The organism is Leifsonia sp. NPDC058230, from assembly GCF_042882245.1.
GTDB lineage: Bacteria > Actinomycetota > Actinomycetes > Actinomycetales > Microbacteriaceae > Leifsonia.
Genome location: NZ_JBHVWM010000002.1, coordinates 590,195 through 614,232, shown reverse-complemented (window position 1 = coordinate 614,232; position 24,038 = coordinate 590,195). Strand labels below are relative to the sequence as shown.

Below are 24,038 nucleotides of genomic sequence, written 5' to 3'. Positions count from 1 at the left end.
CGCTACGCCGGAGCCCCCACCCCGACGGGCGTCCGCGCCGCTTCGGCCGCGGCCTGGCGGTTCCGGCCGATCTCCTCGTGGTTGTCGACCGCCCAGGCGGCGAGGCTGAGGACGGCGCCGAGCAGGCTTCGTCCCAGCGGCGTCAGCTCGTACTCGACACGCGGCGGCACTTCCGCGTATGCGGTGCGGGAGATGATGCCGTCTTGGGCAAGCTGCTGCAGAGTCAGCGTGAGCATCCGCTGCGAGATGCCGGGGATCGCCCAGACGAGCTCGGAGTAGCGCAGGGGACCGCTCTCGAGCGTTCCGACCACGAGCACGCTCCACTTGTCGCCGACCCGGTCGAGCACGTGACGGATGAAGTCCGCGTCGTCGTCATTCCAGTGCGAGCACGGACCGGGGACCGTGCGAACTGCGGACCGAACACCAGCCATGAACATCTCCTCCACGCACATGAATGTGCATTTTGTAACCGTTTTCAAACGCACACATGATGAGGTTACACACAAAAAGTGAGGAGTACGCCCGATGCGTATCGAGATGTGGTCTGACATCATCTGCCCGATCTGCGGAGTCACCCAGCAACGGCTCCGGAATGCCGTCGCTCAGTTCGAGCACGGAGACGAAATGGAGGTGATCCATCGTTCCTTCCAGGTGCACCCCGACCTGCCGCCCGACGGCGTGACCCAGACACAGCTCAGCCGCAATGCGGGCATGAGCGTCGCGCAGATGAACGCCATCCTCCGGCCCGTCGAGATCGCGGCCGAGGCCGAGGGCTTCGGTCCGTACCACGCGATCGACCGCACACTGGGGCCCACCGAGCTCACCCATGAGCTGCTCGCCCATGCCACGGAGAAAGGCAAGCACGACGAGGCCTGGATCGGGATGTTCCGTGCGCACTTCAGCGGCAACCGGCAGTTGTGGACGGTCGACCAGCTCGTCGAGTTCGCCGACGAGATCGGCCTCGACGCGGCGGAAGCCCGCAGCGTTCTGGAGTCCCGCCGCTACCGACGCCAAGTGACGGAGGAGCAGCGCCGCGCCGAGCGGATGGGCGCGCACGGCACACCGTTCATCGTGATCGACGAAAAGTACGGCATCGGTGGCGGTGTCGACACGAATACCCTCCTCAGCGCCATCGACCGCGCCTGGAGAGAATCCCAGCCGCCGAAGATCGTCACCCTCGACGTTGGCGACACCTGCGGCGTCGACGGGGGCGCCTGCGCCAGCTGACCGGCGGCCGATGGTCGCGCGGCGATCGCTCGCATCCTGCAACTCGTGGTGGACGCAGTGCAACGACACCCATAGTGGGGTCACCGGTGCGGCGCCCTGGGGCGTACCCTCTCGAATAGTGAGAAGAACTCATTATACGTCGAACGGGATGCGAGGATTCGATGGGAAATCCGAACATGGCCTTGATCGTCGTGACTGAGCGCATGCTGGAAGCCGAGGACGCCGGCAACTTCGTCGCCGCTGCCTACTGGGCAGCTGTTCGAGCGCGGGTTCTCATCCGGATCGCGAAAGAGGGGTAGCCGCGAAACCCGAGAGTGCAGCTCGGTGGTTCTAGGGCCTATAGTCCTTCTTCTTCGGCTCGTAGAGCGACCTCGCTGACGGATCGGCCGAGCGACCACCCTGAAGGCCCCCGAAAACGATCATCAGGATTTGGCCGACACGAGCCAGCACCCTGCCTGTGACGTCGCCGATTCTCACTGCGATGCGGCGCGTCGATTGCCAGAAAGCCACGATCTCGCCCCCCACTCCCGTTCCGGACATTCTACGCCGGCCGCCCCGGCGCTGCACCATCGCTCGTGGCGGAGTCGGCGCGACTATCGCACGATGCGAGTCATCGCGAGGAGGCCGATCACCGCGATGGCGGCGAACCCTGCGGGGATGAGGAACACGAGGGGGAGGCCGATCGCGGCGACGCCGAAGCCGCCGGCGAGGCCGCCTATGGCGGAGCTGATCGCAGTCGAGCTGAGGAAGATCGCGGACGCTGTGGCGACCGCTGCGGGAAGGAGGCGCTGGGCGACGATGATTCCGAGGGCCGCGAACACTCCCCAGACCGCGCCCATGAGGATCTGCCCGGCGAAGAGACCGAGAGGGGTGCCGGTCGTGGCGAAGCAGATGTTCGCGGCAACACCGCAGGCTGCAGCGAGGGCCATGAGTCGGGTCATGCCTGTGCGGCGGGCGACGATCACGGCGAGGGGGATGAGGGCGAGTTCGACGAGAGGCTGAATGCCGATGATCGCACCGCTGAGCGCAGGAGCGAGGCGGAGTTGTTCATTCATGTAGATCGGCAGATACGCGTACTTCACCGATTCGCCTGCGTAGACGCAGATGTAGAGGGCGGTGAACGCGAACAGCGGCAGCATGGCGCGAAAGGTCGGCGAACTCTTCGAACGTGTCGCGTGTTCGTGCGCCGACGGCGGGGTGCCGCGGAGGCGTCCGAGGGGGACGATCTGAGCGAGGGTCGCGACGGCGACGGCGACGAACATGACGCGGAGGCCGGAGTATGCGGCGAGAAAGGACCCGACGACGGGACCGATGACCCAGCCGGCGGTGAGGGCCATACGCACGATGGCGACGACGCCGTCATCGGAGCCGGTGGGATGTGCGGTGATCTCGTCGTGAACCGCGGCGAACAGCTGGGATGTCGCGGCGCCGGCGAATCCGAGCACCACGAAGCTGATGACGAACGGCATCCACAGTTCGGTGGAGAAGGCGATGCCGATCCAGCCGGCGAATCCCGCGAACGCGCAGATCCGGAAGAGCCCGAGCCGTCTCCCGGTGCGGTCGGAACGGGCTCCGACGAGGTATCCGGCCACCGGCGCGGCGAGGTTGGTGAGGTAGAAGAGCCCGGCGACGGGGAGTGACGCGCCGAGTTCGGTGACGAGGAACGAGGCGATGAGGGGTGCGGCCGCGGAGATCCCAAGGCCCGACAGGAACAGGGCGAGCGTCGATGCCCGGTAGAGCGGATGCGCGAGGACGAGTCGGATGGCCGAGGTCTTCACGCCGGTGGTCGCGACGACGACCGGAGTCGAGTCGCTCATCGCGTGCCGCTGAATACCGCGTCGACGACGCGGTTCTCGATGTCGAGGCCGGTCCACTCGTCAACGTGCTCGTCGTCGTAGACGAGGGCGAGGGGGCCGGTGTAGCCGTTGTCGCGAAGCGTTTCGAGGGCGCGACGGTAGTCGTCGAGATCGGCGCCTTCGGGTCCGAAGTGACATTTTGCGTGGCACGTCTCGCCGCGAGCGGCGATCAGGGCGAGATCGTCGTACTTGGTCGGACCCGACCAGTTGCCCGTGTCGATCAGGAGCCCGACCGCACCGTCCGTCGCATCGAGGATGTGAAGCACTTCGCGAGGGCCGGGGGTGAGTTCGAGCCAGTTCTCGGTCACGATGGAGATGCCGTCGTGATCGCGCGCCAGTTGGGCGAGACCGTGCGCGCTCGCCCGGAGAGCCTCGGCGCTCGGTGCCGCGCGGCCTGCGATGACCCGGGCGCGGCGTGCTCCGAGCGTGGTCGCGTCATCCACCCAGCCGCTGATCCAGGCTCGATGCGCTTCGCCCTCGTCGGGGTGGGTCAAGTCGCCGTCGTCGACGAGCAGGGCATCGAGTTCGATCGCCGACTCCGCCAAAGCGTGCCGAAGTTCGTCGAGATAGGTGCGGTCCCGGGATGGCAGATGGAAATGGCAGAGCTGCACGGTGTCGAATCCGTGCTCCTTCAGCAACGCAGGGAGTTCGAGCAGCGGTACGCCGTCGCGAGGAGTCGCCGTGTCAGCGGCAGACGGACGCTGGGCGGGTGCCGGGGCTGCTCCGAAATACCGGCCGAGCGTGCGATGCAACGACCAGGATGAAACAGCCTTCATGGGAGAACTCCAGAGATGAGGGGCATGACGTGACGCAAAAAACCTACCCGTGGAAGGTATCTTGTCACGTGAAGAGTGGCGGGTCGACCATCGGCCGATCCACCACTCTTCACTGCTTCCGACTGTCGACTCTCAGCTCGACAGGGTCGCCGGTCCGAGGAAGTCGACGAGCAGTTCGTTCACCCGCGCTGCCTCGTCGTGGTGCACCCAGTGCGAAGCGTTGGGCAGGCGTTCGACCGAGACCAGGTTGGGCACGTCCTCCTTGTGCGGCTCGGCGAGCTCGGCGCCCAGGTACCGGTCGTCCTGTCCCCAGATGACGAGGGTGGGTGCCGAGATCGGCAGGACCTTCTGCTTCGAACCGTGCCGAACGGCCGCGCGGTAGTAGTCGATCATCCCTGTGGCCGCCCCCGGCTGGGTCCACGCCGCGGTGTACTGGTCCAGCTCCTGCTCGGTGTACTCCGGCTGCGCGTCGCGGAGAAAGCCCTTGAAGAACTTCCAGTCGTCCCGAGCCGCCCGACGCTCCGGCGACCCCGGGAGCTGGAAGTAGAAGAAGTACCAGCTTCTCAGGAGTTGACGCGGGTTCTTGAGGCCCTCGTTCAGCTTGCGCGGGTGGGCCGCGTTCAGGATGACCAGGCGGTCGACGACCTCCGGGGAGTTCATCGCGAGCGTCCAGGCGATCGATCCGCCCCAGTCGTGACCGACGACCGTTGCGGTCTCGCTCCCGAGCTCGCGGATGAGACCCCGGATGTCCGCAGCCGGCTTGTCGGCCGTGTAGTCCGTGAAGTCGCCCGGCTTCGATGACAGGTTGTAGCCGCGCAGGTCCGGCGCGACGACGCGGAAGCCCGCGTGCACGAGCGGAGCGATCTGCTCTCTCCAGCTGTACCAGAATGCCGGGAACCCGTGCAGCAGGACGACGAGCGGTCCTTCGCCGGCCTCGACGTAGTGCAATGTCACGTCGCCGACGGAGGCGAAGCCTTCCCGCAGGTCGGTGCCGACCTCGATCGCCGCGCTGGTGAGTGTGTTGGTGGTTGTGGTGTCCATGACAATCCCCTTTCAAGAGATCTCTTTGTCGATGGCAGCAATGCTCGTCCGCACGACTCCCCGTCGCGCCCGGGGGATACCCGGGTCTGCACCCGGGTGGCATCCCTTGCCAGGCGACTCGGCGGTCCCTAGTGTCGGAACCGGCGGTGGGTTCCCATGACGAGTCATGAAGAGAGCCGTGCACTGCGAGGCAGGCGCGGCGAGTGCGAGAAGCTGGATCAGCTCCTGGCGAGCGCGGTCTCGGGCAGCAGTGCCGTGCTGGTGCTCCGGGGGGAGGCGGGTGTCGGCAAGACCGCTCTGCTCGGCTACCTGGTAGACCGTGCAGCCGGTTTCGTCGTCGCGAGGGCGACGGGCGTCGAGTCGGAGGTCGAGCTCGCGTACGCGGTGCTCCATCAACTGTGCACTCCGTTCCTGGACCGCATCGGCCACCTTCCGGCGCCGCAGCAACAGGCGCTCGGAACCGTGTTCGGCTCGCGAACGGGAGAGCCCCCGGACCGCTTCCTCGTCGGACTCGCCGTGCTGGGGCTCTTCGCCGAGGTGGCGGAGACGATGCCGCTGCTCTGCGTCCTCGACGACGCGCAGTGGGTCGACACCGCGTCCGCGCAGACACTGACCTTCGTGGCCCGCCGTCTCGCCGCCGAACGCGTCGGGATGGTCTTCGCGGTGCTGGATACGATCGACCCGGGCGAAGGCGGCGACGCGTTCGATACTCTCCCGGAGCTCACCGTCCGCGGTCTCTCCGACACCGATGCCGCCGCTCTGCTCGACTCGGTGATCGTTGGGCCGTTCGACGAGCGTGTGCGCAGCCGGATCATCGCCGAGGCGCGCGGAAACCCGCTCGCCCTCCTCGAACTGCCGCGCGACCTGGATGCCGCGGAGCTCGCCTTCGGGATCGGCTCGTTCGACCACGCGGCACTCACCGGCCGGATCGAGCGCGGTTTCACCCGGCGGCTGGATCAGCTCCCCGCACCGACGCGTCAGCTGATGCTGATCGCCGCGGCCGAACCGTCCGGCGACGTGACCCTGCTGTGGCGGGCAGCCGCACGGCTCGGCATTCCGGCCGATGCGGTCGTGCCGGCGCAGGAGGCCGGCCTGCTCGAGCTGAGTGCCCACGTGCGTTTCCGCCATCCCCTGATGCGGTCGGCGGTCTATCGCGCGGCCTCCGAACGGGATCGACGGAGGGCGCACGAGGTGCTCGCGGAGTCCATGGTCGGCGACACCGATTCGGACTACCGCGCTTGGCATCGTGCCGAGGCCGCCGGTGGTCTGGACGAGGACATCGCAGCGGAGCTCGAGGTCTCTGCCGTCCGCGCGCAGGCGCGCGGTGGCTGGGCGGCGGCCGCGGCGTTCCTGGCGCGGTCCATGGAACTGACTCCGGATCCGGGACAGCGCGCCCGACGGGCGCTCGCCGCGGCGAACGCCAGGCTGCAGGCGGGAGCCACCGATTCAGCGCACGCCATGCTGGCGATAGCGTCGGCCGGCCCGCTCAGCGACGTCGACGACGCACGAGCGCAGCTGCTCGGCGCGGAGATCTCGTTCGCGTCCACGCGAGGGAGGGAGGCGCCGTCGCTCCTCCTGCGAGCGGCGAAGCGGTACGAGACGCTGGACGGAACGGTGGCTCGCGAGACGTATCTCGATGCCTTCACGGCTGCGCTCTTCGCCGGACGCCTGGCGGACGGCGGGGGAGCGCTCGACGATGTGGCGAACGCGATCATCGACGCCCGCTGGAGCGACGCCGGACGACGGCTTCCGTCTGCCTGCGAACTGCTGCTCGACGGACTCGCGACGGTCGTCACGAGCGGATACGCCTCCGGGGTGCCGTTGCTCCGCCGCGCTCTCGAGGCGATGAGGAATGAGCGGATCAGCGACGAGGACTCCCTGCGGTGGCTCTGGCCGGCCTCGCGCGCCGCTCGGGCCCTCGGCGACGACGCCAGCTGGCTGATCCTCACGGACCGACATGTGCGGCTCGCACGACGATCCGGTGCGCTCGCGATGCTGCCGATCGCCCTGACCGAGCGGTTCAGCGTCGAGCTGTTCAGGGGCGATCTTCCGGCGGCGCTCGCACTGGCCGCCGAGTCGGATGCGGTGACCGCCGCCACGGGGAGCGCCCTGAGTCCGCACATCGCGTTCCTCCGCGCCGCCTGGGGCGGCAGCGAGCGGGAGGCTCGTGCACTGATCGAGGCGAGCCGCAACGACGTCACCACCCGGGGTGAGGGGGTCTTCCTGATGGGGACCGAACTGACCACCGCGGTCTTCCTGAATAGCTTCGGACGCTACGAAGAAGCGCTCGCCGTGGCCGGGCACGCCGCCGAGCATCCGTTCGAACTGGGCTTGTCGACCTGGGTCTATCCCGAGCTGATCGAAGCGGCGGTGCGCAGCGATCACGCGGATCGCGGAGCTCCCGCGCTCGACCGCCTGGAGGAGGTCGCGCGCGCCGCCGGCACGGACTGGTCGCTCGGCGTTCTGGCTCGGTGCCGTGCACTGCTCGGCGCCGACGACGTCGCCGAGGCCCTGTACGACGAGGCGATCGAACGCCTCCGCCGCACGCACATCCGGCTGGCGCTGGCCCGAACGCAGCTGCTCTACGGCGAATGGCTTCGCCGAAGCGGCAGGCGAACGGATGCCCGCGAGCAGTTGCGCTCGGCGCACGAATTCTTCCGGGAGACGGGAATGGAGGGGTTCGCGGAACGAACGCGTCGCGAGTTGGCGGCCACCGGCGAGACAGCGCGAGCCCGCTCCGTCGATATGGCGAACGAACTGACCGCGCAGGAGATGCTCATCGCACGCCTCGCCGCCGAGGGCCGGAGCAACCCGGAGATCGGGGCTCAGCTCTTCATCAGCCCGCGCACGGTCGAGTGGCATCTCGGCAAGGTGTTCTCCAAGCTCGGTGTCGATTCGCGCAGGGGCCTGCGCGATACCGCTGTCGCGCCGACCGGACCGGGCTTGGGGTGGGTACCGGCCGATGCCCGCAGGCTCCACTGACGGGCGCCACGTCGACGGGGTCGGCCTCCCGGTCGAATCAGCGAATCGTCACCGACGCCTGCGTCCGCGTGACAGGAGCACCGAGAGCGCTGCTGCGGTGGTCACCCCGAACACGAGGTGCGCGAGCAGGTCTTTGCCCAGCGTCTTCGCGTCGTATTCGGTGATCCGCTTGTACAGGTGCATCGGCGTCAGAAGGGCGTAGCTCAAGCCCCACAGGCCCGCGCCGAAGATCAGCCCGTAGGCGACTCGGGTTCGGGGGAGCGAGGCGACGATCGTCGCGTAGCCCATGGCCGCCGAGACGGAGTATCCCCAGTGCATGACATTGTTGGCCAGAGCGGCGCGCGAGTCGGGGAGCTCGACCTCGAAGACACCCTCGACGATGCGCCGTCCGACCTGAGCGGGTGCGGGCGCTTCGCTCCATCCCGTGACGTCCGACGAGAACTCCCACTCCGGGAACGGTTCGGTTCCGCGTTCTCGCCGGTATTGGCCGTACAACCAGACGTCCATGGCCAGGGTGCCGATCAGGCCCGCTGCCGCTCCGCGAGTCAACGCGCCGACCGGGGTGACCCGTGGTCGTCCGAAGGCGGCTGAGGCTGTTGCGCTCATGAGTTCTCTCCTCGTCTGTGAGGCGTGCGCCGACTGAACGAAGCCGGTCATACCCGAAGTCATACCAGTTCTTGACGACGGAGGGGACCTCCTGCTTCGGATCCCTATACGTGGACCCGTTAACGATATATCGTTGAGTATCGTTGACAATTCATTCAGGAGGTCATCATGGGCGGGTCAATCCCTACCGGCGGATTCGGGTCCGGCAACCCGACAGAGGGCATATGGCAGGCGTTCGAGCAGTTGCGCTCGACGTTCGAGAAGCGGGTGGGACCGCGCATGGGCCGGGGCGATGTGCGTGCCGCAGTGCTCGCGCTTCTCGCCGAGAAGCCGATGCACGGCTACCAGATCATCCGTGAGATCGAGGAGCGCAGCGGCGGAAGCTGGAAGCCGAGCGCCGGATCGGTCTACCCGACTCTGCAGTTGCTCGCCGACGAGGGGCTCGTCAGCGCCGAGGAGTCGAACGGTCGCAAGACCTATGCGCTGACCGAAGGAGGGCGGGCGGAGGCGGAGGCAGCAGGCCCGGCTCCGTGGGAGTCGGAGGGCTCCGGCGACGACGCCGGGTTCGGTGTTCTCCCCAAGGCCGGTTTCGAACTGGCTCAGGCCGCGGCCCAGGTTCGACGCACGGGAACTCCCGAGCAGGTCCGCGAGGCTGCCGAGGTGCTCGACGAGGCACGTCGGCGGCTCTACTCGATCCTCGCTCAGGACTGACGGGGGTGACGTCGGTTCGCCCGAATCGAACGGGCTCGCCCGACGCGGGAGCCACTCGCGCCCGCTACCGCCGCATCCTGCGCTTCGCAGGCTGGAATCTCGCGGTGACGTGGTGGTACGAACTGGTGCTCCCGCGCATCGGGCTCGCCAGGGTCGCTGAGCGCACCCGGTCGAAGCGGATGCAGCTCTTCGCCCAGCGCTTCCACGTGCTCGCCGTGGAGCTCGGCGGCCTGATGATCAAGGTCGGACAGTTCATGTCGTCCAGGCTCGACGTGCTGCCCCCGGAGATCACGACCGAGCTCGAAGGGCTGCAGGACGAAGTGCCGCCCCTTCCGTTCGCGGCGATCCGCGAGCTCGCGGAGGCGGAGCTGGGTGCGCCGCTCGAGCGGGTGTTCACGACGGTCGACGAGACGCCGGTCGCGGCGGCATCCCTCGGGCAGGCCCATCAAGCCCGGCTCGGCCCGATGGATGCGGCCGACACCGGGCTGGACAGGGTCGTGATCAAGGTGCAGCGGCCGGGCATCGACGCGATCGTCGACGTGGACCTGGCCGCACTGCGCAGGGTGGGTCGGTGGCTCAGTCACGTGAGGCTTGTCTCCGACCGTGTCGACGCGCCCGCGCTCGTCGAGGAGTTCGCGCGCACCAGCCTGCAGGAGATCGACTATCTGCACGAGGCGGCGAGTGCCGAGCGTTTCGCGGAGGAATTCGCCGGCGACGAGCGGGTGGCCGTTCCCGCCGTCGTCTGGGAACGCACGACTCGGCGCGTCCTCACGCTCGAGGACGTGACGGCGATCAAGGTCACCGATGCTGCAGCGCTGCGCGCGGCGGGCATCGACCCGGTGGACGTGGCCCCGGTCTTCGCGGAGGTCATGTTCGATCAGCTGTTCACGATGGGCTTCTTCCACGCCGACCCGCATCCGGGCAACATCTTCGTGACGCCGGTCATCGGTGCGCCCGACGACTCCGGGGGTCGGCCGTGGAAGCTGACCTTCATCGACTTCGGCATGATGGGGGAGGTCCACTCAGCGACGCGCAGCGGCTTGCGAAAGCTGCTGATCGCTGCGGCCGCGCGCGACGGCAAGGGCCTGGTGAATGCGATGCGCGAGGTGGGTGTGCTGCTGCCGACGGCGGAGACCACCGAGCTCGAGCGGGCGATGACGCAGCTCTTCGCCCGATTCGGCGGCATGGGCTTCGCCCAGCTGCGCGAAGTGGACCCGCGCGAGTTCAGGGACTTCGCGATGCAGTTCGGTGAAGTGGTGCGCTCGCTGCCGTTCCAGCTCCCGGAGAACTTTCTGCTCATCATCCGGGCGATGTCGCTCACCTCCGGGGTGTGCAGCTCGCTCGATCCCGAGTTCAACCTGTGGGATTCGGTGGAGCCGTATGCGGCGCAGCTGGTGCGCGACGAGCGCGGGAACCTGCTGCAGGACATCGCGCGGGAGGCCTGGGACGTCGCCGGGGTCGCCGTGCGGTTGCCGAAGCGGGTGGATGGGCTCCTCACTCGGATCGAGGACGGGTCGGTGGCGGTGTCGAGCCCGCGTCTGGAGCAGCGGATCGCGCGGTTGGAGCGACTTGCGCGGCGGCTCGGGTCGGCGGTCGTGTTCGCGGCACTCCTGATCGCCGGGGCGGTCGTCCGGGCAGACGACGAGGTGTTCGGCACGGTGCTGATCGTCGCGTCGGTCGTGCCGCTGCTCTACACACTGTTCGGGGCGCGACGCGGGCGCTGAGCCGAAAACGGCTAGCGCGGGCTGTCGTCGGCCGGCGGAGACGGGAACCGGGGCTCGTAGCCTGCCCACTCCCGCTGGAAGCGCCGGTCCATCGCTACGAGCACGATCACGAGATAGAGCGCTCCGCCGACGAGTCCCGTGACGAGCGCGGCCGTCGGTGGGAACGTGAGGCTCGCGACGATCCCGGCCACGAAGACACCGACGAGCACGGCGTTGACCACAGTGATCAGCATCATGCTGCTCCCCGCGAAATGACCGGGTCCCGAGCGGCGGCCGAGCATGACGTAGGTGTGCTGGCTGCCCATCCGGTCGTCGAACGGCGACGTCATCAGGTAGGGCCGGATGCCGGGGTACAGCTCGGCGTACGCGGCCCGGAGCCGATTCATCGCGAGCACATAGGCGAGGTCTTCGAACCCGACGTTGAACACCCGGATCTGGGTGAGGATGCCGATGGCCAGCACGATGGCCAGCACGATCATCGCCAGCACGGGGAACATACCGCCGAAGTCCATCGCCTGCCCTGCCAGAGCGAGGCTGACGAGCCCGGCCGAGGTGAGAGTCAGGAAGATGCTGATCCGGGTGAGCACCTCGGCCTGCGTGGTGCTGCGGGAGGCGAGCAGGCTCCAGTGCTCGGTTGCGAGCAGCTGCGCTCGCACCGACGGAGGAACCTGTTCGAAATCGTCGGACGACGGGACCGAGCGGTCGGTCATGCCCCCATTGTGCTCCGTACCGGCCGCGACTGCTACACGAAGGACCGGATCCTCAGCCCGTCTCGTCCCGGTGCGTCGCCGGTGGGGCAGCGTTCGGAGAGCGCGTATCGCAGCAGAACCATGTCGCCGATGTGGCGGCTCTCCGCGAGGGGGGCGTGCCGCCCGGCCGTCCACGGAAAATCGCCGTCACCGATCAGTCGGGGCGCCCGTCGGTCGCCGACGAAGAAGGGGGCGATGGCCAACTGGAGCTCGTCGACCAGGTCGGACGCCAGGAATTGGGTGAGCACCGTGCCGCCTCCTTCGACCAGGAGGTTACGCGCGCCCCGTTCGCCCAGGTCGTCGACCAGATCGGCAACCGTCACCTCGCGACCCAGGCCGACGACGGTCGCCCGTTCGCCCAGCCGGTCGCGGATGCGCTTGAACGCCGACTTCGGGCAGTAGACCAGCTTCTGCGAGTCGCCGGCGCTGAAGAACGCCGACTGCGGATCGAGGTCGCCGGTGGCCGTCACGGTCACCTTCCACGGCGACGGCGACAGTCCGTCGGCTTGTCGCCGACTGCGTCGGTCTTCGCTTCGAACCAGGAGTCTCGGGTTGTCCAAGCGAACGGTGCGCGCTCCGACCAGGATGGCGTCGCAGTGTGCGCGTATCTCGTCCACCCGGTCGAAATCCTCAGCGTTGGAGAGGGCGAGACGCGGTGGGGATGCGGTGTCGAGATAGCCGTCGATGGACATGGCGGCGTTGAGGATCACGTACGGCCTGTCGATCACGATCTTCCCTTTCGGTGGGTGCCCGCGAGCGCGAGGTCGGGGATCGGCGCGGGTGTTCGACGAAAACGAACAGCGGACGCCACGGTGATGATCAGGCCCGGGGCCACCGCGATAATGGCGAGGATACCGAACAGGGTGGATGCTGCGACACCCGTCGAGGCGCCGAATCCGGCGACCGCGAAGGTCCAGGCGGCGATTCCCTCGCGCGCACCCCAGCCGCCGATGTTCAGAGGGATCGAGCCCGCGATGAGCACGACGAGCGCGATGGCGGCCAGACGGAGTGGCGGCACGTGTGCACCGACCGCGTCGGCGGCGATTCCGAAGGTCACGATGTGGCAGACCACCACCACGACCGAGGCGACGACGACCTGCACGAATGCGCCGGCGGATCCCACGCCGGCGGCGAGCTCGTCGAGTTCGCGCTTCATCGCGCCTCTCAGCCGGATGCTCGTCGCGCTCACCACGATCGCTGCCGCGATCAGCAGAGCGAGGGCGATACCGAGAGCCGAGAGCAGGTATCCCTCGAATTCCAGACCGAAGTACGCCAGAACGATGACCGCCAGACCGACCTGGACAACCTGCCCCATGGTGCGCTCGATGACGACGGCACGGGTGGCCTGCGCGACGTTGCCTGCGCTGCGTCCCTGGACGATGGCGCGCTGGACGTCGCCGACCACACCTCCCGGGAGCACGGAATTGAGGAACTGCGACCGGTAGTACATCCGGTAGGCCGTCGGCCAGCCCACACCCGCTCCGAGTCGGACGGCGATGACGCGCCACCGCCAGGCCGCCGCCGCCGTGGCCACAGCGGTCAGGAGAATCGCGGCTCCGATCGCGCGGACATCGATGCTGAGCAGGCCGTGGAGAAAGGGACCGGTGCCGACCTGTGCGACGACGGCGATCAGCACAGCCGCGCCGGCGACCAGTCGTGCGGTGGCACGGAACCACCGCGTCGCGAGGAGCTCGCGTACCCGGGGCGCGTGCGTCCGCGTGGTCATCGCGGCCACGCCAGCAGATCCGTGTGCACGACGACGGCGGAGAGCTCGCCGCGCCGCAGCTGTGCCGAACGCAGTTCGCGGTACGCCCGGGCTTCGGCTCGGAGATCGGGCCGTTCCTCGACGGCCGCGTCCACCCATCCGTCGAACCATTCGCGGAGGAGGAGAGGATCGTGGTGGCCCAATCGCCAGAGGGTGTCGACCGGTCGCACGTTCCAGCGGGCCCGGAGGAAGATCCCTCTCGCGATGGCGGCACCGTGGCGCCCCAGAAGGCGGCGTCCGTTCACCAGGCGCCGCTGGTGCGCGTTGAACGACGACTCGAAGGCCTCGTCGCGCGCATCGCGGGGATCGAGGTAGACCTCGCCCGTCACGCTCAGGCTCAGCAGCACTGGACGGCCGACCGCGATGCACGCGTTGGCGATGGCGTGGACCTCCTTCGAGGTCAGCACATCGAGCAAGGCGGACGCCGTGACGAGGGATGCGCCGTCGAGGTCGCCGGGACGGAGCTGGGCGAGTTCCCCGCTGTGCGATCGAACCGAGACCGGATGTCCGTCACGATCGCGCGGGGCGATGCCGTCGGTCGCACGCTCGGTGAGGCTCGGGTTCCAGTCGTGGAGAACCCAGGTCTGCGGCCCGGGCAGCATCGGCGCCAGCCAGCGCATCATCGAGCCCGTTCCGCTGCCGAGGTCGTGGACGACGATCGGACCCGGTCCGACTCTGCGGGCCGCCTCGAGCGCCAGCTCGCGGGAACGCGCGCCCGCATCCTCCGCTTCGCGTAGGGCCAGCCAATCCGTGCTGACCTCGATGATCTCGCTCATCCGGCCACGCTCCGGACCGCCTCGCGGCACTCGCTCAGCACGCCCGCGACGATCTCCGCGGCCTCGCCCCAGTTGCGCGCAGCCGAGCGCGACCTGAGCGCCGCGGCCTTGAGCGCGGCGCGGAGACCGGCGTCCTCGCACCAGTGCTGAAGCACCGTCCGCAAGGCCGTCGGATCGTTCGACGGGATCAGGATGCCGGCCTCGCTGCCCGCAATCGCCTCCGGTATCCCACCGACACGCGTCGCCACCACAGGGATACCCCGGGCGAGCGCGTCGGCGACGACCATGCCGTAGCTCTCCGCCCGGGAAGGCGCGACGACGAGGTCCGCCGAGTCGTACGCCTCCGAGAGCCGTCGACCGGGCAGAACGCCCACCTGACTGATTCGCTCGGTGAGCCCGGCGGAGCGGATGGCCTCGGCTAGCCGGGCGGCGAAGTCGGGCTCGGCGCTCACCGAGCCGGCCACCGAGCAGGTCCAGCCGGGCAGCTCGGCCAGGCCCGCCAGCGCTTGGACGAGCACATCCTGGCCCTTATGGTCGGCGACGGTTCCGACGCAGAGCAGGCGAACACCCGACGTCGATCCCGTCGCGGCCGGTGCCGCATCCGTCCCCGGACGAGCGACCGTGATCCGATCGGGCTCTGCGAGAGCGCGGGCGATGAGTTCGGACCGAGTCCACTCGCTCGTCGTGATCACTCGGCGCGCCGCGCTCAGGGCGGCGCGCTCGCGTTCGGCGGTCCCCGCGCGATCGCCGAAGCCCGGCATGACGGTGGCGACCATGTGTGCCAGCACGACGATCCGGAGACGCGTCGACTGCGCCTCCAGTGCGGCGGGTGCGGTGACGGCGATCAACCCGTCGATCATGACGAGCGAGTCGTACGGCAGAAGGGACAGCGTGCGTTCGAAATCGGGCTCCTGTCCTTCGGCGACGAGCTCCATCCGAACGCTCCAGCCCCGGGCACGCAGCTCGTCCCGGATGCGCTGGTCGTAGACATTGCCGCCGCTGACGCGTTCCACGTCGTCGATGCTGTCGGGCACGACGAAATGCACGGTCGCCTCCGGTGCGCCCGTCACAACGCCTTCTCGTAACTCGCCCAGGCGATGTGCGATTCGTGAAGGGTGACGATGATCGCCGACAATCGTTCGCCCGCCGATCCGAGCCGCCCATCGGCTGCACGGTCGGCGAGGCGGTCCGCGATCACCTGGCACAGTCGTTCCGTGGAGGTGTTCGTCCCGGCGAACTCCGGGTCGTCGTCCAGATTGCGATAGGTCAGGGAACCCGTGATCTCGCCCAGTTCGGCGGCCGCGAGCCCGATGTCGACGACCACTCCGTCGGAGTCCAGCTCGCTCGCCCGGAACGACGCATCGACGATGAACGTCGCACCGTGCAGCCGTTGCGCCGGGCCGAAGATCTCGCCGGTGAAGCTGTGGGCGACCATCATGTGGTCTCGCACTGTCACCGTGTAGGTCATGCGGCATCCTCCCAATCGATCGTGTGGCAGAGATCGCCGCTCCGGCCGTCCGCCAGCGCCGCCATCACCGCCGGCAGGTCGCGCCACGACGAGTGCCCGGTGAGCAGGGCGTCGAAGGCATCGTCGTGCAGAAGGTCGAGCGCGAGCATCAGCCGGTCGCGCGTCGTGCGCGTGCCACGTCGGCGAGCGGCCACAGCGCCCACCTGACTCGATCGGATGGTCAGCCGCCGCGAGTGGAAATCGGCGCCGAGCATGAGTGTCGCAGGGCGGTCGCCGTACCAGCTCGCCTCGATCACCTCGCCGTCGGTGACGACGGACTCCAGCGCGAGCCGGAGACCCGCATCCGACCCGCTCGTATTGATCACCAGATCGCGGTCGCCCGGCGCGTTCGCCGCGTCGGCGAACCCGACGCCGAGTCGGTCGGCGACCTCGCGGCGCGACGCATCCACATCGACGAGCACGACGTCGACCCCGGGGATGCGTTGCAGCAGTCGTGCGATGCTGCATCCGATCATCCCGGCGCCGACGATCGTGACCCGGTCGCCGATCACGGGGCCGGCATCCCACAGCACGTTCACCGCCGTTTCGACGGCGCCGGCGAGCACCGCACGCCGGGCGGGAACCCCCTCCGGTACGGGGACGACCGCGTCGGCGGGCACGACGAAGGCCGATTGGTGGGGGAACAGCGTGAAGACGGTTCTCCCGCGCAGAGCTGCCGGCCCCTGCTCGACGACCCCGACGTTGAGGTAGCCGTACTTCACGGGGCCGGGAAGGTCGCCCTCCTGGAACGGCGCGCGCATCCTGTCGTGTTCGCTGGCCGGCACGCGCCCGAGGAAGACGCTCGATTCCGTGCCGCGGCTGATGCCGGTGTAGCTCGTGCGCACCAGCACGTCTCCGTCTCCCGCACGGGCGACGGGCTGCCTGCGCAGCACGCCGACACCCGGTTCCTCGATCCAGAACGCCATGGCCTCAGGCAACTGCGCTTCTCCTTCGGTGAACGAGTCGGTGTCGCTCTGCGTGTTAATGAACATGCTCCGTAAAGTTGCTCCGTACCAAGGACACGTGCTTGCGATGAAGAAGGTTCAACTCGCGCCCATCGGACTGGCTGTTCTCGGTACGGCGGGCGTGGCAGTGATCGGACTCGTGCACGGACTGCCCGCGATCGGCTGGATCGCTGCGCTCCTTTACCTGCTGATCTCCACCATCCTGGTGCTCAGGGCTCTGCGGCGTCGGCGCGCGGCGCGGTTCGGCTGGGCGAATGTCGTCACGGCGATCAGATCGGCACTGGTCGGCATGATCGTCGGCCTGGTCACCGCATCGTTCATCGCGCCGATCTCGGTGCCTCTGCTGGTCGGCCTGGCCATCCCGGCCCTCGCCCTCGACGCCGTCGACGGTTGGGTCGCTCGGCGCACCGGAACGGCCACGGAGCTCGGGGCGCACTACGACATGGAGGTGGATGCGTTCCTCCTCCTCGTGCTCGGCGCTTACGTCGCACAGACCTCGGGCCCCTGGGTCCTGGCGATCGGTCTGATGCGCTACGTGTTCGTGGCCGTCGGGTGGGTGCTGCCGTGGTTCCGTCGGCAGCTCCCGCCTCGCTACTGGCGCAAAGTGGTGACAGCGGTTCAGGGCATCGCGTTGACATTCGCGGCATCCGGCCTGGCTCCCGCGATAGCGGGCGTGCTGGTCGCATTCGCCCTTGCGCTGCTCGTCGAATCATTCGGTCGCGACGTGCTGTGGCTGGCGCGTCATCGACGAGCGATCATGCCGCCTGCGCCGTCCGCGCCTCCCGCGGTGCGCGGAATGCGACAACCGAGGTGATCGCGAGCACCACGACACCGATCGAGTCGACCACGATCGTCTGAGGAACGAGGGTGAAGTCCCACGTCTCCCTGATGCCGAACAGTCCGACCGTGAGCGCGAGAATAAGCGAGAGAAGACTCGCGATCGTGAACAGCAGGCTCAGAATCGTCGCGAGCTTCAGGAGCCTGCCACGCAGCGCGAGCATCCCGATCGCCAGCACGAGGGCCGCGATGGCATTGAGCACGAAGAGCGTGCCGAGCAAGCCTCCGACGCCGTCGAACACGAGGAAAAGATGAATCCCGCCGATGGCGAGAAGAACGATCGCGCTGAGGATTCGCATGACCCACAGAAGGCCCTGGCCGTTTCCAGTCATTTGTATGCTCGCTTTCGAATCGAGCCTCCACCGACGGAGGCCTCCATCAGGGACACGAATGAGCGGCGGAAAGAGTTCAATCGGGCATCCGGGCCGGATCTGAACCAATGTCATGCCCACCACCGTTACACCTGTGTGACGGTCACTGAGCGAACAGAACGGGAACCGGCGACGGTCCACCGGATGCGCGGACGGATCTCCCTGGTGATCGCGGTCGTGCTGCTGGTAGCGGTGCCGCTCGTGCCGGGCGTCCTCGCCGACGGGTCGCCGGCAGCGCTCATCCGGTTGCCCGTGGAGTCGATCGTCGTGCTGCTGCTGCTCGCCGTGCTGCCCTGGCGGGCAGCGCGCGTCATGGTCGCCGTCGCGTTCGGGCTCCTCGTCGTGGCCGCCGTCGTGCTGGCCGGGATCGACGCGGGATTCGAGTCCGTGCTCGACACCCACTTCGATCCGCTCGACTGGCAGCGGCTGGGCGATGCGTTCGGAGTCGTTCAGGACTCCATCGGCGCACCCGCCGCGACAGCGGTGGTCGCGGTACTCGCGGTCGTCGCCGTCGGTGCAGTGGTGGCGCTCTCGTGGGCCGCCCTTCGCGTCGATGCGGCCGTCCGGCCCGATCGCGGCCGTGGAACGATGGTCGCCTCGACAGTCACCGCCGCCTGGGTGCTCGCCGCTCTGATCGGATCTGTGGTGGTGCCGGGGCAACCCGCGGCCGCTGCCGCATCCGTCGGCGCGATCACCGCCACGGCCTCCCGCGCCTCCGCCGGGATCGCCGCCCAAGCGGACCTCTCGCACGAGATCGCCACGGACCCATACCGGAACATGCCCGGATCGGACCTGCTGACCTCGTTGAAGGGCAAAGACGTCGTCTTCGCGTTCGTCGAGAGCTACGGCCAGGTCGCCGTTCAGGGGACCGGCTTCTCGGGTGGCGTGGATCGGGAGCTGCACGAGGGCGAATCCCAGCTCGCCGCGGACGGCTACTCGTCCCAGAGTGCGTTCCTGACCTCTCCGACCTTCGGAGGCCTCAGCTGGCTCGCGCACTCGACGCTCCAGACCGGGCTGTGGATCGATCAGCAACCGGTCTACAGCAAGGTGATCCGGAGCGATCGGCTCACGCTGAGCCAGGCATTCCGCAACGCCGGGTGGCGCACCGTCAGCGATGTGCCCTCGGACACGGAACCGTGGCGGTTCGGCACCTCGTTCTACCATTTCGACACCCTCTACAACGCGAAGAACGTGGGATACCAGGGGCCGACCTTCGGATATGCGCGGATTCCCGACCAGTACACCTGGAAGTACTTCGCCGACCACGAGCTCGCGGGACCCCACCAGCCGGTCATGGCGGAGATCGACCTCGTCTCCTCCCATACGCCGTGGGCTCCGCTGCCGAAGCTCGTGCCGTGGTCGCAGGCCGGCGACGACTCCGTGTACGACCCGCAGCCGGCGCAGGGGCAGCCGGCAAGCGCCGTCTGGCCCGATCCGACGAAGGTGCAGCAGGCGTACGGCCAGTCCATTCAGTACTCACTCGGCGCGATGTTCTCGTTCCTGCACAACTCCGATGACCCGAATCTGGTTCTCGTGGTCCTCGGCGATCATCAGCCGTCCACGATCGTGAGCGGGCAGGGTGCGAACCACCAGGTGCCGATCAGCATCATCTCGAAGGACCAGGCGGTGTTCCGGTCGATCGCGGGATGGGACTGGCACGACGGACTGCTTCCCGCATCCGACGCCCCGCTCTGGCCGATGAGCTCGTTCCGGGATCGGTTCCTCGCCGCCTTCAGCCCGAACGGGTGAAGGCCTTGACCCGACCCTGTCTGTTCTTCACGCGGGATCGGTCGGCTGGATACCGGCGGCGATCGCCACCTCTCGGTACGCGGAGGCGAGTTCGGCGAGCGAGTAGTGGGCGTTGAGTCCGCTGGGGCTCGGCACGACCCAGAACTGGCTCGTGCCGATCGTGATGCTCTGGCGCCCTGTGGTCGCTCGGGGGTCCGAGAACGCGATTCGGTAAGCGCTCACTCCGAGCAGTGCCACCACTCGTGGCCGGTAGGCCTCGATGGTGCGTTCGAGGGACTTCCGTCCGCCGACGAGCTGCTCCACCGTGAGCTCCGCGGCCTTGGCCGTCGCATAGTTCACCAGCGTGGTCAGCCCTACGCCGCGCCGCGCGAGATAGTCGAGGTCGTCCTGACTGAATCCCGCCGACGTGTCGAGCACGTGATCGGTGATTCCGGCCAGATGCAGCGCGGGGAAGAACCGGTTGCCCCGGTTGGCGAAACTCGCCCGCGCCGCAGCGCTGCGCAGGCCCGGGTTGATGCCGGCGAAGACGAGCTTGACGCCCTCGCTGAGCACATCCGGCACGCTCGCGCCGCGGTACGAATCGAGCTCACTCCGCGAGATCCTCACCGACCGACCGTATCGTTCAACATCGCGCGAGTCGACTCGGCTCAACGCTCGCGGAGCAGCTGCGCGATGACCGCTGCCTCGCTGATGTCCACATCCTTCGTCGCGGTGAGCAGTGTCAGCGGTCCCGTCGCGGAGATGTCACGCAGGCGCTGCAGCTCGGCAGCCTGCTCCGGCTGCACGAGTTCTTCCCGGTAGCGGGCGGTGAACTCCACGAAGCGGTCGGGGATGTGCGCGTACCACTGTCGCAGCTCGGTCGTCGGCGCGATGTCCTTGAACCAACCGTCGAGGTGGGCTCGCTCCTTGCTGACCCCTCGCGGCCAGAGCCGGTCGACCAGCGCCCGGAAGCCGTCGGTCCGCTGGGGCTCCTCGTAGATGCGCCGGATCTGCACCGCGGCATCCCGCGCCCGATCGTCGTCCTCGGTCGATTCCACTGCACACCCTCCGGGTCGGGGCTCGCGCCCTAGTGCGTGAAGCTCGACACGAGTCCCTCGGTCGGCATCGGCGCCTCGAGCGCATCCAGGTAGGCGACGGCTTCCCGGATGTCGAGGATGAGGCTCTCGGCCAGGTTGCGGCTGAGGCCGTTGCGCACCACGATACGCTGCACGACGATGTCGGTCAGATCGTCGGGCATCGGGTACGCGGGGATCAGCCAGCCTTTGAGCCGCAACCGCTCCGACAGGTGGTAGAGATTCCACTTGTCCGTGTAGCCCTGCGTCAGCTGCCACGCGAAGACCGGTATGTCCGTTCCGTCGTTCCACAGGTCGAAAGCAGGCATGTTCGCGATCTCGCCCGCGAGGTACACGGCCACATCCTGCGACGCCTTCTGCACCTTGTAGTAGCCATCCCATCCGAGTCGGAGGAACAGGTAGTACTGCAACAGCACCTGGGCGCCGGGACGCGAGAAGTTGAGAGCGAAGCTCGGCATGTGACCGCCGAGGTACGTCACATCGAAGACCAGGTCTTTCGGCAGGTCGTCGACGGTGCGCCAGATGACCCAGCCGAGCCCCGGATAGACGAGGCCGTACTTGTGGGCGGAGGTGCTGATCGAGGCCACCCGCGGCAGCCGGAAGTCCCAGGCGAGCTCGGGCTGGAGGAACGGGGCGATCATGCCACCGGATGCGCCGTCGACGTGGATCGGGATGTCCAGCCCCGTCGTCTCCTGGATGCGGTCGAGGGCTTTCGCGATCTCGGCCACCGGCTCGTACATCCCGGTGTACGTGACGCCCATGATCGCGACGACGCCGATGGTGTTCTCGTCGACGTACTTCTCCAGGTCGTGACCGTCCAGCACCTTGTGCTCCAGCGAGATCGGGACGTACCGCGGTTCCACATCCCAGTAGTTGCAGAACTTCTCCCAGCACACCTGCACAGCGCTCGACAGGATGAGGTTCGGCTTGTCGGTGGGCTTTCCGGCCGCACGCCGCGCGTTCTGCCACCGGCGTTTGAAGGTGAGGCCGCCGAGCATGCACGCCTCCGACGAGCCGATCGTGGAGGTGCCGATCGCGTTCTCGGGATCGGGTGCGTTCCACAGGCCTGCGAGCATCTTCCAGCAGCGGGTCTCGATCGCGGCGGTCTGCGGGTACTCGTCCTTGTCGACCATGTTCTTGTCGGCCGACTCCGCGTAGATGCGATCCGCGAAGGGGTCCATCCAGGTGCCGACGAAGGTGGCGAGGTTGAGCCGCGAGTTGCCGTCGAGCATCGCCTCGTCGTGCACCACCTGGTACGCGGTCTCGGGAAGTGACTCGGTCGGCGGGAGCGCGTCGATCGGAAAGTCGGTCGCTTCGCCTTCACGCGCGAACAACGGGTTGAGCTGGTTCTGGGTGCCGATGCCGGTGTGCGCGTGGCTGGGCTCGCCCGTGCGCACCGGGGGGATGGTGGGGGTCATGTCTTCACGCTAGGAACCCGCCGCCCGCTCGGCATCATCCCATCGGGGTGATGTCGGCCGCGGGCCCGCTTTCTACGCTCGGACCATGCCGGCGAAGAGAGCCACTCGTCTCAGGCGGGAGGCGTGGGGGTTCGCCATCGGATCCCTCTTCTTCCTCGTCGGCGCTGTGCCGTTCTACCAACGCGCCGTCGGCGCACCCGTAGCTGACCTGACCTTCTTCGTCGGTGCGCTCTTCTTCACGGCTGCCGCGTTCATCCAGCTGAGCCTGAGCGGCCGCCGGCCACCCCGGCGCGGAGCGTCCAGACCCGACCTGTACGACTGGTGGGCGTCGGCCGTGCAGTTCGTCGGCACGCTGTTCTTCAATGTCAGCACGACGGATGCGCTGATCACCGCGCTGAACAGCGAGACGAAGGTGAACAGCGGCTGGCGACCGGATGCGTTCGGCTCGGTCTGCTTCCTCGTCGCGAGCGCGTTCGCAGTGGTCGCGACGACGGAACGCGACAGGCTCTGGGACCCGAGCGCCCGCACCTGGCGATGCACCTGGCTCAACATGCTCGGCTCGGTGTTCTTCGGGCTCTCTGCGATCGGCGCGTTCGTCATCCCCTCGACGGAGGACCTCGTCAGCCTGCTCTGGGCGAACCTCGGCACCTTCCTCGGCGCTGCGTGCTTCCTCGCCGCCGCGCTGCTGAGCCGCCGCCCGCGCTGACCGCGTTTCGCGGAAGGCGAGTAATCTCCGGGCATGAGCGATGGAACCTCCGGCGCGCGGCCGCGGCTGACGCGCCACGAGTTCGTCTCCGGACTGCACCGGGTGCTCCAGCCCCGCACGTACCTGGAGATCGGCGTGGAGAACGGGTTCGGGCTCGAACTGTCGCGCGCCCGCACGATCGGAATCGACCCCGACTTCCACATCACGCGCGAGGTGAAGGCACCGCTCGAGCTCGCTCGAGTGACCAGCGACGAGTTCTTCGCACGGGACGACCCGCTCGGCTTCTTCGAGGGCACGCCGATCGATCTGGCGTTCGTCGACGGGATGCACCTGATCGAGTACGCCTACCGCGATCTGATGAACATCGAAGAGTTCTCCGCTCCCGCGACCGTGGTCGTCTTCGACGATGTGCTGCCCCGGAGCGTCGAGGAGGCTGCCCGACAACGGCACACCGACGCGTGGACGGGCGACGTGTTCAAACTCGTCGGCATCCTGCGCAGACATCGCCCCGACCTTGCGCTCCTGCTCGTCGACACCCAACCGACCGGCTCGCTCGTCGTGCTCGGCCTGGATGCTTCATCGACGGTCCTGGCCGACGCCTACGACGGGGTGATCGAGGGGGCCGTGACGGACGATCCCCAAGACGTTCCGGCCGACCTGCTCGCCAGACGCGAGGCGCTCGACCCGCTCGACCTCCTGTGGTGGCCGGGCTGGCACGACCTCGTGCGTGCCAGGGGGAGTGCGGCCGCGCAACCGCACGCGGTCGCCGACCGGGTGCGTGCCGATTTCCCCGCATCCCTTCCGGAACGGCCGGCGCAACGACGTTGACGTCGCCCCGCCCGACCGGCGAGGCTGGTGTCTCACGCTGTCCCACTCGCTGAGGAGTTCCCATGCCGGTCGTCGTCGCCACACTCACTCCGCTCGACGGGCACGTCCAGGACGTGCTCGACGCTTTCGGTGTCGCATCCCCCTTGGTCCACGCGGAGAAGGGCTGCGAACTCTACGCCGTGCACACCGACGGCACACGGGTGGTCGTCGTCGAGCGCTGGACTGAGATCGAGGACCTCCAGGCGCACTCCGAGGGGACCGCGATCGGCGAGCTGAACCGTCTCAACGCCGGGCACCTGGCGTCGCCCGCCGACGTGCTGGTGGTCGAGAACGTGCCGATCGGCGACCCGCGCAAGGGAACCATCCAGTAG

At 68.1% G+C, this 24,038-nt stretch carries 26 protein-coding genes; 10 read left to right on the top strand and 16 right to left on the bottom strand.

Annotation, left to right across the window (positions count from 1 at the left end):
* Positions 1–2: 2 nt before the first annotated feature.
* Positions 3–431: a winged helix-turn-helix transcriptional regulator gene (locus tag ACFVV0_RS08560; protein WP_387061060.1), complete on the bottom strand. Its 429-nt coding sequence runs from the start codon at positions 429–431 to the stop codon at positions 3–5.
* A gap of 94 nt (positions 432–525) precedes the next feature.
* Between ACFVV0_RS08560 and ACFVV0_RS08555 the strand changes: the two genes are divergently transcribed.
* Both ACFVV0_RS08555 and ACFVV0_RS08550 read left to right on the top strand, forming a co-directional pair.
* Positions 526–1,227, top strand: a complete 702-nt coding sequence (locus tag ACFVV0_RS08555) for a DsbA family protein (RefSeq protein WP_387061057.1) — start codon at positions 526–528, stop codon at positions 1,225–1,227.
* A gap of 161 nt (positions 1,228–1,388) precedes the next feature.
* The gene (locus ACFVV0_RS08550; RefSeq protein WP_387061055.1) at positions 1,389–1,526 is read left to right on the top strand and encodes a hypothetical protein; all 138 of its coding nucleotides are present in this window, start codon (positions 1,389–1,391) and stop codon (positions 1,524–1,526) included.
* A gap of 294 nt (positions 1,527–1,820) precedes the next feature.
* Here ACFVV0_RS08550 and ACFVV0_RS08545 read toward each other — a convergent pair whose 3' ends face one another.
* From ACFVV0_RS08545 to ACFVV0_RS08535, 3 genes are all read right to left on the bottom strand, one after another.
* Positions 1,821–3,044 (bottom strand): MFS transporter, encoded by a 1,224-nt coding sequence (locus tag ACFVV0_RS08545; RefSeq protein WP_387061053.1) that lies wholly within the window; start codon positions 3,042–3,044, stop codon positions 1,821–1,823.
* Positions 3,041–3,859 carry a sugar phosphate isomerase/epimerase family protein gene (locus ACFVV0_RS08540; RefSeq protein ID WP_387061051.1) on the bottom strand — a complete coding sequence of 273 codons (819 nt, stop codon included), beginning with the start codon at positions 3,857–3,859 and terminating at the stop codon, positions 3,041–3,043. The genes ACFVV0_RS08545 and ACFVV0_RS08540 overlap by 4 nt, the downstream gene beginning before the upstream one ends.
* A 132-nt stretch (positions 3,860–3,991) precedes the next feature.
* The gene (locus ACFVV0_RS08535) at positions 3,992–4,900 is read right to left on the bottom strand and encodes an alpha/beta fold hydrolase (RefSeq protein WP_387061048.1); all 909 of its coding nucleotides are present in this window, start codon (positions 4,898–4,900) and stop codon (positions 3,992–3,994) included.
* 156 nt (positions 4,901–5,056) lie between these two features.
* Here ACFVV0_RS08535 and ACFVV0_RS08530 point away from each other — a divergent pair, with 156 nt between their 5' ends.
* Positions 5,057–7,882 carry an AAA family ATPase gene (locus ACFVV0_RS08530; protein WP_387061044.1) on the top strand — a complete coding sequence of 942 codons (2,826 nt, stop codon included), beginning with the start codon at positions 5,057–5,059 and terminating at the stop codon, positions 7,880–7,882.
* Between the two features lie 48 nt (positions 7,883–7,930).
* On the opposite strand, the gene ACFVV0_RS08525 is transcribed toward ACFVV0_RS08530, so the two are convergent.
* The gene (locus ACFVV0_RS08525; RefSeq protein ID WP_387061042.1) at positions 7,931–8,488 is read right to left on the bottom strand and encodes a hypothetical protein; all 558 of its coding nucleotides are present in this window, start codon (positions 8,486–8,488) and stop codon (positions 7,931–7,933) included.
* Between the two features lie 168 nt (positions 8,489–8,656).
* Between ACFVV0_RS08525 and ACFVV0_RS08520 the strand changes: the two genes are divergently transcribed.
* Both ACFVV0_RS08520 and ACFVV0_RS08515 read left to right on the top strand, forming a co-directional pair.
* Complete coding sequence (locus ACFVV0_RS08520) at positions 8,657–9,199, top strand: PadR family transcriptional regulator (RefSeq protein ID WP_387061039.1); 543 nt, start codon at positions 8,657–8,659, stop codon at positions 9,197–9,199.
* A 5-nt stretch (positions 9,200–9,204) separates the two neighbouring features.
* Complete coding sequence (locus ACFVV0_RS08515; protein ID WP_387061036.1) at positions 9,205–10,923, top strand: ABC1 kinase family protein; 1,719 nt, start codon at positions 9,205–9,207, stop codon at positions 10,921–10,923.
* 11 nt (positions 10,924–10,934) lie between these two features.
* Here ACFVV0_RS08515 and ACFVV0_RS08510 read toward each other — a convergent pair whose 3' ends face one another.
* The 7 genes from ACFVV0_RS08510 to ACFVV0_RS08480 are packed head-to-tail and all read right to left on the bottom strand — an operon-like array spanning position 10,935 to position 16,712.
* Positions 10,935–11,633, bottom strand: coding sequence for a hypothetical protein (locus ACFVV0_RS08510; RefSeq protein ID WP_387061033.1), 699 nt, complete (start codon positions 11,631–11,633; stop codon positions 10,935–10,937).
* A gap of 32 nt (positions 11,634–11,665) precedes the next feature.
* Positions 11,666–12,400: a RibD family protein gene (locus ACFVV0_RS08505; protein ID WP_387061030.1), complete on the bottom strand. Its 735-nt coding sequence runs from the start codon at positions 12,398–12,400 to the stop codon at positions 11,666–11,668.
* On the bottom strand, positions 12,397–13,398 hold the full coding sequence (locus ACFVV0_RS08500) for a lysylphosphatidylglycerol synthase transmembrane domain-containing protein (RefSeq protein ID WP_387061027.1): 1,002 nt from the start codon (positions 13,396–13,398) through the stop codon (positions 12,397–12,399). Before ACFVV0_RS08500 ends, ACFVV0_RS08505 begins: the two co-directional genes overlap by 4 nt.
* Positions 13,395–14,213 carry an SAM-dependent methyltransferase gene (locus tag ACFVV0_RS08495; RefSeq protein ID WP_387061024.1) on the bottom strand — a complete coding sequence of 273 codons (819 nt, stop codon included), beginning with the start codon at positions 14,211–14,213 and terminating at the stop codon, positions 13,395–13,397. The genes ACFVV0_RS08500 and ACFVV0_RS08495 overlap by 4 nt, the downstream gene beginning before the upstream one ends.
* Complete coding sequence (locus ACFVV0_RS08490) at positions 14,210–15,283, bottom strand: glycosyltransferase family 4 protein (RefSeq protein WP_387061021.1); 1,074 nt, start codon at positions 15,281–15,283, stop codon at positions 14,210–14,212. The genes ACFVV0_RS08495 and ACFVV0_RS08490 overlap by 4 nt, the downstream gene beginning before the upstream one ends.
* Positions 15,280–15,681: a 6-pyruvoyl tetrahydropterin synthase family protein gene (locus ACFVV0_RS08485; RefSeq protein WP_387061019.1), complete on the bottom strand. Its 402-nt coding sequence runs from the start codon at positions 15,679–15,681 to the stop codon at positions 15,280–15,282. The genes ACFVV0_RS08490 and ACFVV0_RS08485 overlap by 4 nt, the downstream gene beginning before the upstream one ends.
* Positions 15,678–16,712, bottom strand: a complete 1,035-nt coding sequence (locus ACFVV0_RS08480) for a zinc-binding alcohol dehydrogenase (protein ID WP_387061016.1) — start codon at positions 16,710–16,712, stop codon at positions 15,678–15,680. The genes ACFVV0_RS08485 and ACFVV0_RS08480 overlap by 4 nt, the downstream gene beginning before the upstream one ends.
* A gap of 40 nt (positions 16,713–16,752) precedes the next feature.
* Here ACFVV0_RS08480 and ACFVV0_RS08475 point away from each other — a divergent pair, with 40 nt between their 5' ends.
* A complete protein-coding gene (locus ACFVV0_RS08475) occupies positions 16,753–17,499 on the top strand; it encodes a CDP-alcohol phosphatidyltransferase family protein (RefSeq protein ID WP_387061013.1) in 747 nt (248 codons plus the stop codon).
* Here the strand turns inward: ACFVV0_RS08475 and ACFVV0_RS08470 are convergent.
* Positions 17,441–17,854 (bottom strand): hypothetical protein, encoded by a 414-nt coding sequence (locus ACFVV0_RS08470; RefSeq protein ID WP_387061010.1) that lies wholly within the window; start codon positions 17,852–17,854, stop codon positions 17,441–17,443. The two genes, ACFVV0_RS08475 and ACFVV0_RS08470, sit on opposite strands and share 59 nt — an antisense overlap.
* A gap of 183 nt (positions 17,855–18,037) precedes the next feature.
* Between ACFVV0_RS08470 and ACFVV0_RS08465 the strand changes: the two genes are divergently transcribed.
* A complete protein-coding gene (locus ACFVV0_RS08465; RefSeq protein ID WP_387061008.1) occupies positions 18,038–19,642 on the top strand; it encodes a CDP-alcohol phosphatidyltransferase in 1,605 nt (534 codons plus the stop codon).
* Positions 19,643–19,669: 27 nt separating this feature from the next.
* On the opposite strand, the gene ACFVV0_RS08460 is transcribed toward ACFVV0_RS08465, so the two are convergent.
* The 3 genes from ACFVV0_RS08460 to ACFVV0_RS08450 are packed head-to-tail and all read right to left on the bottom strand — an operon-like array spanning position 19,670 to position 22,133.
* A complete protein-coding gene (locus tag ACFVV0_RS08460; protein WP_387061005.1) occupies positions 19,670–20,248 on the bottom strand; it encodes a mismatch-specific DNA-glycosylase in 579 nt (192 codons plus the stop codon).
* A 41-nt stretch (positions 20,249–20,289) separates the two neighbouring features.
* Positions 20,290–20,679 carry a DUF488 domain-containing protein gene (locus ACFVV0_RS08455; protein WP_387061003.1) on the bottom strand — a complete coding sequence of 130 codons (390 nt, stop codon included), beginning with the start codon at positions 20,677–20,679 and terminating at the stop codon, positions 20,290–20,292.
* A 29-nt stretch (positions 20,680–20,708) separates the two neighbouring features.
* Positions 20,709–22,133 carry a glutamate decarboxylase gene (locus tag ACFVV0_RS08450; RefSeq protein WP_387061000.1) on the bottom strand — a complete coding sequence of 475 codons (1,425 nt, stop codon included), beginning with the start codon at positions 22,131–22,133 and terminating at the stop codon, positions 20,709–20,711.
* An 85-nt stretch (positions 22,134–22,218) separates the two neighbouring features.
* On the opposite strand from ACFVV0_RS08450, the gene ACFVV0_RS08445 reads away from it, so the two are divergent.
* The 3 genes from ACFVV0_RS08445 (at position 22,219) to ACFVV0_RS08435 (ending at position 24,038) form a co-directional block, all read left to right on the top strand.
* Entirely contained in the window at positions 22,219–22,839 is a 621-nt protein-coding gene (locus ACFVV0_RS08445) for a hypothetical protein (protein WP_387060998.1), read from the top strand.
* Between the two features lie 33 nt (positions 22,840–22,872).
* Positions 22,873–23,667: a class I SAM-dependent methyltransferase gene (locus ACFVV0_RS08440; protein WP_387060995.1), complete on the top strand. Its 795-nt coding sequence runs from the start codon at positions 22,873–22,875 to the stop codon at positions 23,665–23,667.
* A gap of 62 nt (positions 23,668–23,729) precedes the next feature.
* A complete protein-coding gene (locus ACFVV0_RS08435; protein WP_387060993.1) occupies positions 23,730–24,038 on the top strand; it encodes a putative quinol monooxygenase in 309 nt (102 codons plus the stop codon).

Coding starts and splice junctions, on each gene's coding strand:
- ACFVV0_RS08485 (WP_387061019.1), bottom strand. CDS start 15,681: ATGACCTACACGGTGACAGTGCGAGACCACATGATGGTCGCCCACAGC.
- ACFVV0_RS08470 (WP_387061010.1), bottom strand. CDS start 17,854: ATGACTGGAAACGGCCAGGGCCTTCTGTGGGTCATGCGAATCCTCAGC.
- ACFVV0_RS08555 (WP_387061057.1), top strand. CDS start 526: ATGCGTATCGAGATGTGGTCTGACATCATCTGCCCGATCTGCGGAGTC.
- ACFVV0_RS08520 (WP_387061039.1), top strand. CDS start 8,657: ATGGGCGGGTCAATCCCTACCGGCGGATTCGGGTCCGGCAACCCGACA.
- ACFVV0_RS08545 (WP_387061053.1), bottom strand. CDS start 3,044: ATGAGCGACTCGACTCCGGTCGTCGTCGCGACCACCGGCGTGAAGACC.
- ACFVV0_RS08500 (WP_387061027.1), bottom strand. CDS start 13,398: ATGACCACGCGGACGCACGCGCCCCGGGTACGCGAGCTCCTCGCGACG.
- ACFVV0_RS08525 (WP_387061042.1), bottom strand. CDS start 8,488: ATGAGCGCAACAGCCTCAGCCGCCTTCGGACGACCACGGGTCACCCCG.
- ACFVV0_RS08475 (WP_387061013.1), top strand. CDS start 16,753: ATGAAGAAGGTTCAACTCGCGCCCATCGGACTGGCTGTTCTCGGTACG.
- ACFVV0_RS08560 (WP_387061060.1), bottom strand. CDS start 431: ATGGCTGGTGTTCGGTCCGCAGTTCGCACGGTCCCCGGTCCGTGCTCG.
- ACFVV0_RS08530 (WP_387061044.1), top strand. CDS start 5,057: ATGACGAGTCATGAAGAGAGCCGTGCACTGCGAGGCAGGCGCGGCGAG.
- ACFVV0_RS08535 (WP_387061048.1), bottom strand. CDS start 4,900: ATGGACACCACAACCACCAACACACTCACCAGCGCGGCGATCGAGGTC.
- ACFVV0_RS08440 (WP_387060995.1), top strand. CDS start 22,873: ATGAGCGATGGAACCTCCGGCGCGCGGCCGCGGCTGACGCGCCACGAG.
- ACFVV0_RS08445 (WP_387060998.1), top strand. CDS start 22,219: ATGCCGGCGAAGAGAGCCACTCGTCTCAGGCGGGAGGCGTGGGGGTTC.
- ACFVV0_RS08540 (WP_387061051.1), bottom strand. CDS start 3,859: ATGAAGGCTGTTTCATCCTGGTCGTTGCATCGCACGCTCGGCCGGTAT.
- ACFVV0_RS08480 (WP_387061016.1), bottom strand. CDS start 16,712: ATGTTCATTAACACGCAGAGCGACACCGACTCGTTCACCGAAGGAGAA.
- ACFVV0_RS08465 (WP_387061008.1), top strand. CDS start 18,038: ATGCGCGGACGGATCTCCCTGGTGATCGCGGTCGTGCTGCTGGTAGCG.
- ACFVV0_RS08450 (WP_387061000.1), bottom strand. CDS start 22,133: ATGACCCCCACCATCCCCCCGGTGCGCACGGGCGAGCCCAGCCACGCG.
- ACFVV0_RS08510 (WP_387061033.1), bottom strand. CDS start 11,633: ATGACCGACCGCTCGGTCCCGTCGTCCGACGATTTCGAACAGGTTCCT.
- ACFVV0_RS08495 (WP_387061024.1), bottom strand. CDS start 14,213: ATGAGCGAGATCATCGAGGTCAGCACGGATTGGCTGGCCCTACGCGAA.
- ACFVV0_RS08435 (WP_387060993.1), top strand. CDS start 23,730: ATGCCGGTCGTCGTCGCCACACTCACTCCGCTCGACGGGCACGTCCAG.
- ACFVV0_RS08550 (WP_387061055.1), top strand. CDS start 1,389: ATGGGAAATCCGAACATGGCCTTGATCGTCGTGACTGAGCGCATGCTG.